The following is a 13,781-nucleotide window of genomic DNA, read 5'->3' on the forward strand; positions in this document are numbered from 1 at the left end:
GCTAAATCGAAGATTATAGCGCGGGTCTTATAGCCCCCGAACCCCCACTAGATAAACCGGACACAACGTGCAATATCTTCAGGCTGTAATGCCCCTCCAGAGAAGACAAAATCTTTGTTCTTCTCATCCCAGTTATGGTAAAGTCCCGTGTCCACTGTTCCAGGTTCAATACAGGCGACACCAATGCCAGTCCCAGCTAACTCCATCCGCAGCGAATCTGTAAATGCTTCAATTGCAAACTTTGTCCCACAGTAAGCGCCTATGTTGGGAACTGTTTTTAAACCAGAAATACTCGAAGTGTTGATTAAAAAACCACTACCAGTTTGTTTGAAGTACCGCAGCGCCGTGTAAGCCATTCGGTAAACGGACTCAACGTTGATGCGTACCATATCACAGATTTTTTCGATGTCCACTTCTTCAATGGAACCAACAGTCATCACACCCGCATTACTAAAAACCACATCCAGCTGACCAAACGCTTGGATAGCTGTATCTACCAATTTTTGTGGTAAACCCGGATCTGTAATTTCACCTGGTACAGCTTTGGCATTTTTTAAACTAGATACAAGTCGTTCTAGCTTATCTTGAGAGCGGGCAGTAAGTACTAATTTCATGCCTGCTGCATCCAAATCCCTAGCGACTGCTTCGCCAATTCCTCCACTAGCTCCGGTAATAATGGCGACCTTGTTCTGTAGCTCCATAAGTTTGTTCCTTCAGTAAGAGAATTAACTTCCACTCGCTCGGTAAGTCATGAAATACTCATGATTAGCTGCATCCTTTGGAAATTTGCCACATGGTAATTTAGATTGAAATGCTGCTTGTGTCACCGTCAGACCACTTAATATCTGGTATCACAGGCTGTTGATAGTTACCAAATGGATACTAATAGGACGAGTGAGGATGCGTGAAGCGAAATACCATTGTCCAGTGGAAGTCACCCTAGAGGTTATTGGTGGTAAATGGAGATGTGTCATCTTATGGTGGCTTAGACAAGAGTCGAAACGTTTTAGTGAATTGAAGGAATTAATTCCGGGAATATCACAGAAGATACTGACGCAACAACTGCGTGAACTAGAAACCCACGGTTTAATACGCCGCGAAGTTTATCAAGAGAAACCTCCTCGGGTTGAATATTCATTAACCCCATTAGGCGAATCAGTTCGACCAATTACAGATTTGATGTGTGAATGGGGCAAGCAGCGTATGCCAGGATATGAATTTGGTTATATGAAGAATTCTGATCCGTTTTAGGGTTTAGGACGGCGTGTACAAGGAAAGAGAGGTCATGGTATTCCAGCCTAAAATTGAACTGTGTATTAAGGTTTCTATGACATTGCTATGAACAGCAAAAAAGCTCAGGTGCAATCTTTTTATACTGTCACCGATGAAGAACTTATGCTCATGAGTTCGCAGAACCCAGAACTTCGGTTTGAACGTAATGCTGATGGAACGTTAGAAACTATGCCACCAACTGGAGGGATTTCTGGTAATCGAGAAATAAAAGCAGGCGCTTATTTGTTCAATTGGGTAGAAAGTCAGGATTTAGGTGAAGTTTTCAGTTCAAGCACGGGTTTTAGATTACCAAATACTGCGGTGCGATCGCCTGATGCAGCTTTTGTGGCTAAAGGACGTTTACCTGAAGGTTGGGATGAGCAAGAAGACAAGTTTATCAACTTAGCACCCGACTTTGTCATTGAAATTCGTTCTAAAAACGATAGCTTGGAAAAACTCAAGGCAAAAATGGAAGAATATATAGCTAACGGTGTCAAGTTGGGATGGTTAATTGACCGTCAAAATCAGCAAGCTTTGGTTTATCGTGGGGATGGTTCAATCACCCAGTATCCAGCTACAGCAATTTTAAGTGGTGAAGATGTTGTAGTAGGGTTTACGTTGCCTTTAGCGAGATTATTCTAGAAATGAGCATCAAATCAGCAAAAGTTTTAGTCACATTCTTGAATTAATTGTATGCTGAAATCTTGCAAGAGTTGCAACAGTGAGGAGGCGAAGCCTCCAAACCCTCGTTACCAGGTTCAACCTGGTAACGAGATATTAGAGCCAGAGGCTCTTGTTAAAAATGGTGCAAGATCTGAGTATGTAATCTATGAGTTAATAGTATCGGTTGCTACTTGCCATTCATACAATTGCGATTTCCCTTCGGACGCTCCACTTGGAACCATTGATTGTGAATACTGTCAACCATTGCATTGCTTGGTGTTTTTCGGAACGCTAAAACCAAACGGTGAAGTCATAGCTTGGCAATATCAACCATACGACTTCAATGAAAATTCTACAAAAAAGTTTAAATAGCCTTATTCTGGCAGGTTTACTTTTTATCGAACCTGCTCATACAAATAATTTTGCAAGCGCCCAGTTACCTCAAACATCCGCTTCAAAATCAAGTGAAAGGATTCTTACGAAAGATGAGCTGTACTTTGGCTTATCTAAACCAGGAGGTTTAACGGTATCTGATGTTGAGTGGGAGATTTTTTTAAACCGTGTGATTACGCCCCGCTTTCAGCAAGGATTAACTGTCATGGATGCTTACGGACAGTACCTCAATCAGGATGGCAAACTGATAAAGGAAAAGACTAAGTTAGTTATTCTCATTTATGAGAATAACTTAAGTAAAAATCATATGGTTGAACAGGTTATTGCAAGTTATAAGCAAACATTTCAACAGGAATCTGTTCTACGTGTCACTAGCACTGTCAAATTATCTTTTTAAAGTTGATTTCGTTGGCTTTAACTCCATAACCTTCGTCCTGATGGTCCATTAAGCCTATTATGAGCATCTTGTAACAAAGCGGGAATATCTAAATTTTCTGGACACCGGGGAAGACATTCACCGCATTCTGTACAACGGTTAGCTTTCATTCCTGGGAACCAATGACCGGCATTTTCAAACATTCTGTAGCGGTACTGTCCAAAGTCGGTCATATCATATGCTACAGCAAGATTGCGTAGCCGCAATACTTCTGGAATATTAATATTTTCTGGGCAAGGTAAGCACGCGTAGCACTGGCTACATTTATCTGTTTCCAACGCAGCCCTTTGATGATTTTCTAGTCGTTGAAAAACAGTCATTTCTTCTGGGGTTAACTCTGTGTCACACTCAGCAACTTGCAAGGGTTCTGTTAATTCATTTGGGTGTGCTGGTCCTACGCTGAGAGTAGTTATTCGAGGATCACTTAGTAAAAACCGATAATTTAACTTTAAGGGTGAAAAAGGATGACATAAATCCTTTAAGGTTTCGGGTGGTGTATACAGGCGTCCTCCCTTGTCAGCAGGAGAAATAATGAACACTCCCATATCTTTCTCAAAAGCTTGCTGAATTGCCTCTGCGTTGCGTTGGAAGAAATAGTAATAATGCAGATTGACAAATTCAAATAAATCTGTATTGATTGCCGCTAAAATGATCTCTAGAGGTGCATGGGTAGAAAAACCAACGTGTCTTACCCTACCATCGGCAACAGCTTCCTGCACTGCCTGCATACAGCCACCCTTGGCTTTTACCCAGTTAAAATGTTCCCATGTGTTTAACCCGTGAATCCCCAGGCAGTCTACATAATCCAACTTAAGTCGTTCTAGAGATTCATCAATGTAACGACGCATCGTGTCAGCATCTGGTGTGGGTGGGATTTTGGTGGTGATATGAACTTGAGAACGGGGCACTGGTAACCCAACGGCGTAGACGCGCAGCGGCTTGTCGTTAGACATCGCCTCACCAAGATACTCCTCACTTTTACCGTATCCTCTGGCAGTTTCTACATGATTAATCCCTAGCACTATAGCTTTCTGGATGGTCTGCCATGCATTTTCAGGTGAAGCGTTGGCGCGCATTGTTCCCAAGGAAAACACAGACAAGCGTAGATTCGTTTTCCCAAAGCGTCGGTATAGCATCTTTAACACAGAGTTAGGAGTTAGGAGTTAAGAGTTTAAGCAAGTCACTCATAACTCATCACTTATAACTCATAACTTTTCTATGTTTCGCCACTGCCAAAGCGCTTAATCAAATCCTCTGGTCGGAGATTGGAGATAAATTCTTTGAAGGCTTGCTGTTCAGCTTCATCAGCATCCCGATCTACCGGGATAGAAGCATCGGCAATGACTTCTTCCATCACCCAGATAGGAGTATTTGTACGGAGAGCAATAGCGATCGCATCGCTAGGACGCGCGTCAATTTCTTTCTTGACATCGCCTTGCTTAATAATCAAAGCAGCATAAAATGTATCCTTTTGTAACGAATGAATGATGATCCGTTCTACAGTCATGTTCCATGCCTCTAGAATATTCACAATCAGGTCATGGGTTAAGGGTCTAGGAGGCTTTTGGTTCTCCAGTGCGCCCATTATTGCCCTAGCTTGCTCCTGACCGATATAAATTGGTAATGCACGACGGTCTGAAGCATCCTTTAACAGTACAATCGGGCTGCGGGTTATGGCATCTAATGCTATGCCAGCGACTTTCATTTCAAGCATTGGCTAAGCCTCTAAAATCCTTTGAGCGCTAGGGTAGTATGTAACAAATCGTACCTTTGTACAAGCCATCTTGGGGCTAAAATAAACATAACTCTTCATTCTCTATAATTGCTTCTATTAAACTCCTAAATGGATGTGAACACCAGAGTAAGTCAAACAAGTCTAATTCGACAATAATCTACTTTCCCAAGTCGCCTAGTAACAGATGTAAATGTTTTGAGATTTTGACATAATTTTTTGTCTGATTTTATACTCAAATTAACTAAATTTTTGGCAGAATTACGAGGTGCTTTCAGGCAAAAATAGGTAATAAATAGAGTTAGTTTTGCAAAAAAGCCGTGTTTACAGGAATAATCCAAGCATTAGGAACAGTAAGACCCCTAGGGGGGGATTCTTGGCAAATTACTTGTGTGAGTGAGTCATCTAATGTCATTATGCAAGATTTGGCGACGGGCGACAGCATCGCTGTGGATGGCATCTGCCTAACGGTAGAAAAAATTTTAAAAGATGGATTTATCGCCACAGCTTCACCAGAAACCCTGCGTCGCACAACGCTAGGACAAGACCAAACACAACAGAGGTACGTTAACTTGGAAGCATCGCTGCGGGTGGGAAGTAAAGTAGGCGGTCATTTCGTCATGGGGCATGTGGATGGTATAGGTGAACTGGTGTCAGCACAAGGTACAGCAACGTCTTGGGAAATGACCTTTACAGCGCCAAAAGCGATCGCCCGTTATATTGTTCCCAAAGGCAGTATTGCCATAAATGGCATCAGCCTCACAGTCGCCGACTATCAGCCAGAGCTCTCGCAGTTTATGGTAGCAGTCATTCCCCTCACTTATGCCGAAACCAATCTCCATTACTTAAGTCCTGGTGGTTGGGTGAATTTAGAGGGGGATATTCTTGGCAAATACGTGGAAAAATTCGTTTCTTTTGGCAATCAAGACCTTGGACAAGCGAAAGACACAATTCCAAATGATATATCACCCGCATTCTTGGTTGAACACGGGTATGTGTGAATAAAGAGTAGGGGATGCTGTCGGATAAGGGAGCAATGACTCCCTCATCTCCCCCATCTCGCTCATCTCCCCCAACTCCTCTAGCTGCCTGATTGCTGAGGAGCCTGAGCAGTATGTAACGATTGAATTAATTGACCGAGGGCATACTCTAGTTGAGTGCCTGGGTCAGTAGCAACCCACCCTTCTGGTGTTAGCTGGCGCACCTCAAAGTGCAAGTGGGGACCTGTGGAGTTACCAGTGCTGCCAACTCGCCCAATGACGGTTCCCTTTTCGACCACCTGACCGGGTTGAACAAAGATTTCTGACATATGACCGTAAAGAGTTTGTTGGGCGTTGGTGTGGTTAAGTATAACGGTCATGCCGTAGCCGCCCAACCAGTCAGCACTCTCTACTTTACCAGAGTAGGCTGCTAAAACAGGTGTTCCCATTGCCGCACCGATATCTGTACCCGAGTGGAAACGGCGATCGCCTGTAATCGGATGAACTCGCCAACCAAACAGAGAAGTAATTGGAGAGGGGGCAGAAAGGGGATACATCAATCCAGTACCACCATAGGCGAGTCTACCACCATAGACTCCACCGTAGTTGATTTGCGGCAATACTGCTGCCAGTGGGATGTCGTAAGTTATATTACTGGGACGAGGAGCAACATTGTCAGCCGTCATCGGCGCTGATAAACCACCAGCAGCTGGCGCAATCGGTACAGAACTGACTGTTGTGGTTTGGTTGAAGTTGGGGATAAATCGATTTGGGTGATATGTACTTTTAGTCACACTACCAGAAGTTTCTTCAGAATAGTGACGCCGGAGAGTCCTAGTCAAAACACCAGAAGCAATACTACGAGTGGGACGCACGAAAGAGTTTCTCTCACTAGCAACACGTCTGGCTGGCGGAACAGTTGCTAATGTAGTGGGTTTGCTTCTTCTCATCCAACTGGGCGTTTTCTTGTGGGCTGCAGTATCAGAATCTGCTAAACGCTGACTTTGATATGGAAGCTTAGCACAAACGCTGCTGGGAACATTTTGCCCCACGACTGTTCTACAACCATTAGACCTTTGTGTGATCACCACAGAATTCGGTGCTTCATACTTATTGGTAGCACCTACCTGATACTCTGTGGGGTCAATGTAGGAATTGTTGTAATCTTTGCTGGTGGAGTCAGCAGAGGGAGCTGGGGAGTAGTTCTTTTGGGAAACTTCTTGTTTAGGTTTGTCGTCTCTTACAGTGGTGCTTGGCTGCAAAGCCTCTACTTGAGGTTTTTCCTCTCTGATGTTTTGCGAGGCGCTTCGCGCAGCTTCGGACCTTACTCTTGCTCTCAACTTTCTCAAACTTTCGCTGCGTACAGAAACTTCTACCTGGGGTTTTCGCTTTCTAATACCTACCTCAGGGCTGGAATCTTCCGCCTGACGTCTTGAATTTCTGATAATTACCACAGGACTGGAAGCTTTTGACTTAGATAGTCGCACTCTAAGTCTAGCTCGGCGTTGAGAAAATTCTGGTTGCGCTCCACCCGCTTGTGAACCGGAGGTGCTATTGTTCTGTTCAACAGTATATTTTTTTACTGTATTTGCAGATGGTGCTGGTTGCGAGCTTTCAGCAGTGGGAACGATGTTGTCTATTGCTGATTCGGTTTGGGCAAACACCAAGCCACCATTGCTTAGCATACTGATGCTGCCAAGCCAAGCTAGACTCTGTGCTGGGAGCGTAGACGCAAAGCGTCTTGTTGATAGGCATCGGTGCCACAATTGATGCAAACGGTTCTCGGTCGAGTGATTGCGTTGCGTCATTGTTTCTCTAGTGTTGTGTGTGGATTTAACTTAAAGAAATTAACTCAGTAATTTGTCAGTCAATTTTAGATTTGAGATTGGGGATTGATGGTGGTTAGTTGTTAGTTGTAAAGACGCGCTGTTTGAAGCGTCTGTACATTTGTTGGTTGTTAGTTGTTAGTGGTTGGTTGTTCCTTACCACTAACCACTAACCATTACCCACTAACACTAAGTACTAACTACTAACCATGAACCAATCCTCAATGTCAAATCTAAAGTTGTTGCTTAATCAGATGAATTACAGTAACCCAAACTGATTGTACCGGGCTGAAGGCAAATTTCTGGTGTTTTTACTGATTTAAGTTCTGTTGTTTCCATGCGAACCCGAAGCTCCCCAGTATTTGTCACGCCAACTATAGTGCCTACAGTGTCGTTGACGTTGACTCTATCGCCCATATTTGTCAGCAACTCTAGATAACGAGATATTAATATATTTACTCCTTCTTGGAACAGGCACTGTATACCAGATTCTATTCCGATTAAAACTGTAGAGATAAGCATTTCCAGGCATGGAATTGGTCTGGTGTGCTGCAAAGCTTGCCACATTTCCAGATTTATTGCGGTTTCCGGTACTGGGTTAGCCCAATTCATACCCACACCAATCACTGCTTGGGTGATTTGTCCTCTGTGTACTTTGGTTTCCGTCAAAATACCGGCTAGCTTGCGGCTCATTAAGACTAAATCATTGGGCCATTTAATTTCAACAGGAACGCCGCAGCTTCGCAATTGTTTGGCAATTCCCCAAGCTGTAGCCAGCGTGAGTTGGTAGCTGTTCGTGGCGCATAGCTGGGGAGCGTTCGCGCCTTGCGCGGCTGTCTTTGAGAGCATCGCCATAGAAAGATATAATCCCCCAGGTGAGGACATCCACTGACGACCCCATTGTCCTCGTCCTGCTGTTTGCTGAGTAGCAATCACCACACATCCTGCCTCAGCGCCTTGAGCCAGTAAGTCCCAGAGGATTTGGTTAGTTGAAGAAACAGTTTCAAAAAGATGTAGCGAAAATGGTAAATAAGTATTTTTGCGCCCTGCTTCCAGGGCTGCTTCCAGCTTTTGCCGATCCAATCCCACAACAATTTACCTAAATTTACTCGTTCACGTTACGATGAATTGGCTGCTTTTTATTTTGTTTGTAGGTTCGGTTAAAGATGCACGCTTGGCACTGGCGCACTTGGGAAGGACTACCCTATCTGACGTGTAGTCTACTGGAATCCTGGCATCACGGCTTTTTTACTCAGCAGTTTTCGCCTAGTTCTCCTTTGGAACTCACAAAGGTGCTGTATCCTGAGGCATCAGTTTATCGCTTAAAACAGGTACATGGCAATACCGTTCTCACTCCAACAGAAATTACAGGTAAGTTAACAGAAGGTGGAGACGACGTCGAGGGCGTTGGTGATTCTGCCCTTGCATTGGGCGATGGTTTAGTCAGTGACCAGCCGTTGCAAGCACTATGGGTAGCCACGGCTGACTGCACGCCCGTGGTTATTGCTGATGAGAAAACGGGACGGGTGGCAGCAATCCATGCCGGTTGGCGTGGGACTTCGCTCAAGATAGTACCGCAAGCCATCAACCGAATGCAAGCACAAGGTAGCAAACTTCAAGATTTGCGCATCGCAATGGGACCTGCGATCGCAGGCGAGGTTTATCAAGTCTCAGAGGGTGTTGCTGCGGAAGTTGGGAATAGCATTATACCACATAATGACGAAAAAGCAATTTTAGCTGCATTGTACGAGCTACCAAATTCACCCTTACTTCCAGATCCAAATCCAGGACGGGTACTGTTGGATGTGCGGCGGGTGAATGCTTTACAGATCGAACAAATGGGAATTAGTTTAGAGCAGGTGGCGATCGCGCCTTATTGTACTTATCAAACTCCAGAGTATTTCTTTTCTTACCGTCGGGAAAAGCAGAAAAAAGTGCAGTGGTCAGGTATTGTCAGCAATGACTTTTGAGTGGCTCGAACTAACGAATTGTTATCAGTGAGATGTTCATCTTTGATGTAACAGCGCATCAAACTCAGATTTTTCTGACTAATTGCAAATGAACACATTGAACGCAACGCATCCCAAATGAATTAATTTATCCGCGAGTTCGGAAGACATGACTGACATTTTTATTCAAGGAATATGCAGTATAAAGACACATATGTGTTGAATTTCTTTTTTGGTCGCTTAGTTGAGGAGCCAATAAGATTTGATTACAAATTTATCAACCTTAAAGATATCAATGGAAAAGAAGCTCACGTATTCTTTGAGCTTTTTAACGATGAAGAAATTTTTCCTATAGAAAAGGAATTTTTTGAATTCAATTCAGCAGAAAATAAGCAAACAATAGGGCATAATTTTCAGGCGTGTGCAAGAACTGGTCATTTGAGAATTATCTATCCTCCTTTCCAGAGTAACGACTCATATGCTTATACAGAGCAAGTAAACTCATTTCTTCAATATTTTGTAGCTTATTTATTAACCTTTTTTCAGCGAAGAAGAGTTATATTTGGTAGCCCAAAACTAACTAGTGGAGATCGAATTCTACTTGCAATGCCACCATTTTTAGCTGGGGAGTTTGTTGATTCAATTGGCTACGGGGAACCATTGATACCTTATCCTGTAACACAGGAGTATTTGATGAAAGCAATCTCAACATACATGAATTTTGATGAGCTTGAGAAGAAGCATATTGAGATGCTTTTAATACGATACAACGAAACATTAAATCTGCCTTACACTTATGAAAGAGTTGAAGCATTTTGGCGGATTTTGGAGGGATTAGGCAATATTCAAATTTTCTCTCAGCAAGAGGAGCAGGAATATGACCGAGTGAAAGCAGTTATTGGCATCAAAAAGAATTCAGAAACGTTGAAAAAGTTTATCAAAACACTAATTAATTATGATCTAAGTTATACAGATGACGAAATTAAAAACTCTTTTAATTTCCGCAATAAAACAATACATGAATATCTAAACACCAGCATAATTCAAGAACCTTATCTACCGAATATATTTAGGTTTCTGAACGTTTGTATAGAAAAGGTTATAATTGCAATTTTGAAGATAGATAAGCATCATTACATTGAGCCTAGTTATTCTGTAATCCAGAATAGAGTGCTATGAACTTTAGCACAAGAGGTGATTTGCGGCGGCTCAACTCCACCGTTAGACCGCAGGATGATGGGTTGGGAGGGTACAGCAAGGTTGCCTGTCAGCGTTCAGAGTTAAGTTGCCACGATGTTAGCTGTGGGGCGATCAATTTTGAATCAAAGCTACGTAGCTCAGTTCACAGAGCGATATTGCTTAGGGCTATAATTTGAGGCAAGCGAATCCCAGTTAGAAGAATGACTACAGTAGCTATTTTGCCAATCTCTAATCCAAACGGTGAAAAGTCTTATCGCGCTATTGCAGGTGACAAGCAATCGGTTGGCAAAACTGCGGGGCAAGCCCTAGATGCGTTGACGGCTCAGTTAGGTGAAACTGAGTTCAGTGCGCTGCTGGTTATTCAAAACTTTTGTCCCGATCCGTTCTTCAGTACAGATCAACAAAAACGGTTATCGGAGTTGATGAATTTATGGCGGACAGCACGAGATCAAGGACAAGCGTTGCCGCCAGAGCAACAAGCAGAGCTAGATACTCTCGTTGATACTGAACTCAGAGCTGCAACAGCCCGGACAGCCGCATTAATGCAGCAATTGAGTCAATGAACCCTTATTACGCTGTAGTTGCAGAACGAGCCAATCATCGTTGTGAATACTGTCATGCGCCTGAACTGGTATTCAACTTTCCCTTTGAGGTCGAACACATTATCCCGCTCTCTAGACAAGGTGCAGATGATGAGTCCAATTTAGCCCTTGCATGTCGCTCATGTAATCTCCGTAAAGGAATTCGCATCAGTGGCATTGAACCTAATTCAAATACTGAAGCTCGTTTCTTTCATCCAAGACAAGACCGATGGGATGAGCATTTCCAAGCCAGTGTTGAGTCTGGTACGGTTACGGGCATCACTTCAATTGGAAAAGTCACAGTCGAGTATTTGCAGATAAACAGTCCTTCTCAAGTAGCAGCACGACAATTATGGATTCGTTTAGGTTTGTTTCCGTAAATGCCTGGTGCAGCCCAATGTTGGGCTGCACCAGGCTGCTGGTTCAAGCGTTGGCATCGCTCCTTATTGTACTTATCAAACCCCAGAGTATGACAAATTGTTGGGGCGTGGTTAGCCACCTAACACTGCGTTGGAGCCAATCGTATTGAGGTTATCTCTGAGAGCCAAAAATTATCTGCGGCGGCTCAACTCCACTGTGAAACCACAGGGTTATTGGTTGGAAGGGTACAGCAAAGTTGCCACAATGTTATGTGTGGGGCGATCAATTTTGAATCAAAGCTACGTACCTCAGTTCACAGAGCGATATTGCTTAGGGCTATAAGCGGATATCGTAGCCATTTTGCAGCCATTGTGTAGCAAAACTGTGGCGGGCGGATACTCTATGTTGTTGAGCTACCATACAAGAAAGTTTCAGTATGAAATAAGCAACACTAGATTCTCAGTATGCAAATTGAAAAACGCTTAAAAAATCACTATAGACGCTGGAACATTGATTTAGCATATGAGGAAGAATTTTTAAAGTTCAAGTATAGATTGGTTGGTGTTCTCGATAAGTGGATTGGCAATTATTTGATTTCCAATTCAGATGTTGATAGGCATTTTCTTGAAATATTTAATTTCGATAAAGCAGAGAAAGCCGATGTGATAAAGTCACAGCCAGTCTACAAACCAGATTCTTTCATGAAAGACGCAATGAAGCATTTGCAGCCTAATTATTATACAAAAAAGGGATTTGGTGATACAAATGTATATAAGTGCATTAATGATTGCGAGACTTCACAAAAGCTAGCTACAGCCCTGCAATTTCTTTTCTGGGTGCTAGAAGAAAGACATAATGAAACACGAGATATAGTTTCAGAGATAGTAAGAGAAATTAGGAGGCTATCTGTATTAACACCCAGCGCTAGTTTTGAAATCTACAGAAAAGGTAAGCAAGTAATTGTTTACCCTTACGGTGATCAGTTTTTGGATAGAGGAATTATCGATAGTGCCCTTTCTGGACTTGAAGATTATCCAGAGGTCGCTGGGCACTTTGAAAAGGCACTAAAAATTTATCAAAGTGGTGAAACAAGTCAATACAGGAATTTGCTTGATAATCTACGGTTTGCTCTTGAGCAACTTCTAAAGAAGATTCTTAAGAACCAGAAATCATTAGAAAATCAAAAGAATCATCTTCTACCCTGGCTTAGGGAGAAAGGCTTACATAGTCAGGTGGTCAATTTATATGAAAAACTATTAAGCACATATCAGGACTATCAGAATGATGCTGTTAAGCATAATGAAGCGTTTTCCTTAGATGAAGTGGAGTTCATGATTTACCTCACAGGAAACTTTATGCGTCTTATACTCCAGCTTGCGAGACAAGTGAATAATGTTACAGAGTAAGTGCAATGCAACCAATGGAGATAAATTACTGATAGCAAACAGCTAACAAGTCATTGGAACTGACCGTATTGAGGTTATCTGCGGCGGCTCAACTCAATCGTTAGCTTTCCATGCACGATGGTGCGGAGCACCCGCCAAGGGCGATCGCACCTTCAGGTTCTGAATCCTAAATTCTATCTTCTTTATTCTTTTAGACTTTCTATACTGTCAGAAACCCATATCATGAACTTTTTTGAAGATTTTTGCCTCTGGAAAACAGGTTATTTGAGCAAGGAATTTTATAACCATAAATCTGATGTTCAGGAAGGTCAAAGGCAGGATGAGGTTTTCGCCTTAAAATCGTAGATAGTTTGAACAGAAGTTTCTTAGGAGCATCAGTCTCACACCTGATCAGGAACGCTTTATTCAAGCCAAGCTACAAGCTGGAAAATTCTGTAGGGCAATCGGATTCAGGTGTTGTGTCCCACATGGGCAACACCTTGACTCAACTGTGCAGTGTAAGTAAAGTAGAATGAACGATTGTATCAAACCCAAGCCATAGTTACAATTTTGCTAGTGCTGAGATGGCAAGTGCCTTCCAACAAGCTTGGTAGTTAGGGTTCTTCTGGAGGTGCTCAAAGGCAGCTGCTCAACAGTGCAGTGGTGGACTTCGTTCTCTGTGAACATTAAGGAGGTTCTTATGGCTGTACCTGTACCTGTTGTCTATGCGACAGTCGGTTCATTCGGGGTAGTGTTGCTGCGGGGAGGTCTGGTTGACCTAACTCCAAATGTACTGAGAGCGCTGTGAGATCTGAAAGAAGTTCCTGTCCAAGAGCAACATAACGGGGGTTCGATTCCCCCGCCCTGCCTTGCATATATCTACGCAGCCAAACCAAGGAAATCTTTGTCTTTGAGAATATGAGAGAATATGACAACACCGGAACACTATCTCAAATGCGAGATTTGAGGTCAAAGCAAGTGTAGTTATTGCCAGACAACAAAGT

14 protein-coding genes are annotated in these 13,781 nt (G+C 43.0%); 9 read left to right on the forward strand and 5 right to left on the reverse strand.

Going from position 1 to position 13,781, the window contains the following annotated elements; all coding sequences use genetic code 11:
• Positions 1-47: 47 nt before the first annotated feature.
• The gene (locus tag AACT52_RS38435) at positions 48-701 is read right to left on the reverse strand and encodes an SDR family oxidoreductase (RefSeq protein ID WP_083630755.1); all 654 of its coding nucleotides are present in this window, start codon (positions 699-701) and stop codon (positions 48-50) included.
• A 199-nt stretch (positions 702-900) separates the two neighbouring features.
• Here AACT52_RS38435 and AACT52_RS38440 point away from each other — a divergent pair, with 199 nt between their 5' ends.
• The 3 genes from AACT52_RS38440 to AACT52_RS38450 all read left to right on the forward strand — a co-directional run bounded on the left by AACT52_RS38440 (position 901) and on the right by AACT52_RS38450 (position 2,725).
• On the forward strand, positions 901-1,251 hold the full coding sequence (locus tag AACT52_RS38440) for a winged helix-turn-helix transcriptional regulator (protein ID WP_073635515.1): 351 nt from the start codon (positions 901-903) through the stop codon (positions 1,249-1,251).
• 87 nt (positions 1,252-1,338) lie between these two features.
• Positions 1,339-1,914 (forward strand): Uma2 family endonuclease, encoded by a 576-nt coding sequence (locus AACT52_RS38445; RefSeq protein WP_073635516.1) that lies wholly within the window; start codon positions 1,339-1,341, stop codon positions 1,912-1,914.
• 364 nt (positions 1,915-2,278) lie between these two features.
• A complete protein-coding gene (locus AACT52_RS38450; protein ID WP_073635518.1) occupies positions 2,279-2,725 on the forward strand; it encodes a DUF3574 domain-containing protein in 447 nt (148 codons plus the stop codon).
• A 17-nt stretch (positions 2,726-2,742) separates the two neighbouring features.
• Here AACT52_RS38450 and AACT52_RS38455 read toward each other — a convergent pair whose 3' ends face one another.
• The gene (locus AACT52_RS38455) at positions 2,743-3,900 is read right to left on the reverse strand and encodes an aldo/keto reductase (RefSeq protein ID WP_073635519.1); all 1,158 of its coding nucleotides are present in this window, start codon (positions 3,898-3,900) and stop codon (positions 2,743-2,745) included.
• A gap of 80 nt (positions 3,901-3,980) precedes the next feature.
• Complete coding sequence (locus tag AACT52_RS38460; RefSeq protein ID WP_073635520.1) at positions 3,981-4,478, reverse strand: bifunctional nuclease family protein; 498 nt, start codon at positions 4,476-4,478, stop codon at positions 3,981-3,983.
• A 338-nt stretch (positions 4,479-4,816) separates the two neighbouring features.
• Here AACT52_RS38460 and AACT52_RS38465 point away from each other — a divergent pair, with 338 nt between their 5' ends.
• Positions 4,817-5,497: a riboflavin synthase gene (locus tag AACT52_RS38465; RefSeq protein WP_073635521.1), complete on the forward strand. Its 681-nt coding sequence runs from the start codon at positions 4,817-4,819 to the stop codon at positions 5,495-5,497.
• 80 nt (positions 5,498-5,577) lie between these two features.
• Here AACT52_RS38465 and AACT52_RS38470 read toward each other — a convergent pair whose 3' ends face one another.
• Both AACT52_RS38470 and AACT52_RS38475 read right to left on the reverse strand, forming a co-directional pair.
• Positions 5,578-7,284 carry a M23 family metallopeptidase gene (locus tag AACT52_RS38470; RefSeq protein ID WP_073635522.1) on the reverse strand — a complete coding sequence of 569 codons (1,707 nt, stop codon included), beginning with the start codon at positions 7,282-7,284 and terminating at the stop codon, positions 5,578-5,580.
• Between the two features lie 264 nt (positions 7,285-7,548).
• Positions 7,549-8,391, reverse strand: a complete 843-nt coding sequence (locus AACT52_RS38475) for a biotin--[acetyl-CoA-carboxylase] ligase (protein ID WP_073635523.1) — start codon at positions 8,389-8,391, stop codon at positions 7,549-7,551.
• Between the two features lie 77 nt (positions 8,392-8,468).
• Here AACT52_RS38475 and pgeF point away from each other — a divergent pair, with 77 nt between their 5' ends.
• The 5 genes from pgeF to AACT52_RS38500 all read left to right on the forward strand — a co-directional run bounded on the left by pgeF (position 8,469) and on the right by AACT52_RS38500 (position 12,798).
• Positions 8,469-9,272 carry a peptidoglycan editing factor PgeF gene (pgeF, locus tag AACT52_RS38480; protein WP_073635524.1) on the forward strand — a complete coding sequence of 268 codons (804 nt, stop codon included), beginning with the start codon at positions 8,469-8,471 and terminating at the stop codon, positions 9,270-9,272.
• A 174-nt stretch (positions 9,273-9,446) separates the two neighbouring features.
• Entirely contained in the window at positions 9,447-10,430 is a 984-nt protein-coding gene (locus AACT52_RS38485) for a hypothetical protein (RefSeq protein WP_073635525.1), read from the forward strand.
• Between the two features lie 221 nt (positions 10,431-10,651).
• Positions 10,652-11,014, forward strand: coding sequence for a hypothetical protein (locus tag AACT52_RS38490; protein ID WP_073635526.1), 363 nt, complete (start codon positions 10,652-10,654; stop codon positions 11,012-11,014).
• Positions 11,011-11,412: an HNH endonuclease gene (locus tag AACT52_RS38495; RefSeq protein ID WP_073635527.1), complete on the forward strand. Its 402-nt coding sequence runs from the start codon at positions 11,011-11,013 to the stop codon at positions 11,410-11,412. The genes AACT52_RS38490 and AACT52_RS38495 overlap by 4 nt, the downstream gene beginning before the upstream one ends.
• A gap of 444 nt (positions 11,413-11,856) precedes the next feature.
• Positions 11,857-12,798 (forward strand): hypothetical protein, encoded by a 942-nt coding sequence (locus AACT52_RS38500; protein ID WP_073635528.1) that lies wholly within the window; start codon positions 11,857-11,859, stop codon positions 12,796-12,798.
• Positions 12,799-13,781: the final 983 nt, after the last annotated feature.

It is taken from the genome of Scytonema sp. HK-05 (assembly GCF_963872035.1).
Taxonomy (GTDB): Bacteria; Cyanobacteriota; Cyanobacteriia; order Cyanobacteriales; family Nostocaceae; genus Kalymmatonema.

Excerpts from the sequence above, each read along its gene's own strand:
- AACT52_RS38435 (WP_083630755.1), bottom strand. The coding sequence starts at position 701 with ATGGAGCTACAGAACAAGGTCGCCATTATTACCGGAGCTAGTGGAGGA.
- AACT52_RS38440 (WP_073635515.1), top strand. The coding sequence starts at position 901 with ATGCGTGAAGCGAAATACCATTGTCCAGTGGAAGTCACCCTAGAGGTT.
- AACT52_RS38445 (WP_073635516.1), top strand. The coding sequence starts at position 1,339 with ATGAACAGCAAAAAAGCTCAGGTGCAATCTTTTTATACTGTCACCGAT.
- AACT52_RS38450 (WP_073635518.1), top strand. The coding sequence starts at position 2,279 with ATGAAAATTCTACAAAAAAGTTTAAATAGCCTTATTCTGGCAGGTTTA.
- AACT52_RS38455 (WP_073635519.1), bottom strand. The coding sequence starts at position 3,900 with ATGCTATACCGACGCTTTGGGAAAACGAATCTACGCTTGTCTGTGTTT.
- AACT52_RS38460 (WP_073635520.1), bottom strand. The coding sequence starts at position 4,478 with ATGCTTGAAATGAAAGTCGCTGGCATAGCATTAGATGCCATAACCCGC.
- AACT52_RS38470 (WP_073635522.1), bottom strand. The coding sequence starts at position 7,284 with ATGACGCAACGCAATCACTCGACCGAGAACCGTTTGCATCAATTGTGG.
- pgeF (WP_073635524.1), top strand. The coding sequence starts at position 8,469 with ATGCACGCTTGGCACTGGCGCACTTGGGAAGGACTACCCTATCTGACG.
- AACT52_RS38485 (WP_073635525.1), top strand. The coding sequence starts at position 9,447 with ATGCAGTATAAAGACACATATGTGTTGAATTTCTTTTTTGGTCGCTTA.
- AACT52_RS38490 (WP_073635526.1), top strand. The coding sequence starts at position 10,652 with ATGACTACAGTAGCTATTTTGCCAATCTCTAATCCAAACGGTGAAAAG.
- AACT52_RS38495 (WP_073635527.1), top strand. The coding sequence starts at position 11,011 with ATGAACCCTTATTACGCTGTAGTTGCAGAACGAGCCAATCATCGTTGT.
- AACT52_RS38500 (WP_073635528.1), top strand. The coding sequence starts at position 11,857 with ATGCAAATTGAAAAACGCTTAAAAAATCACTATAGACGCTGGAACATT.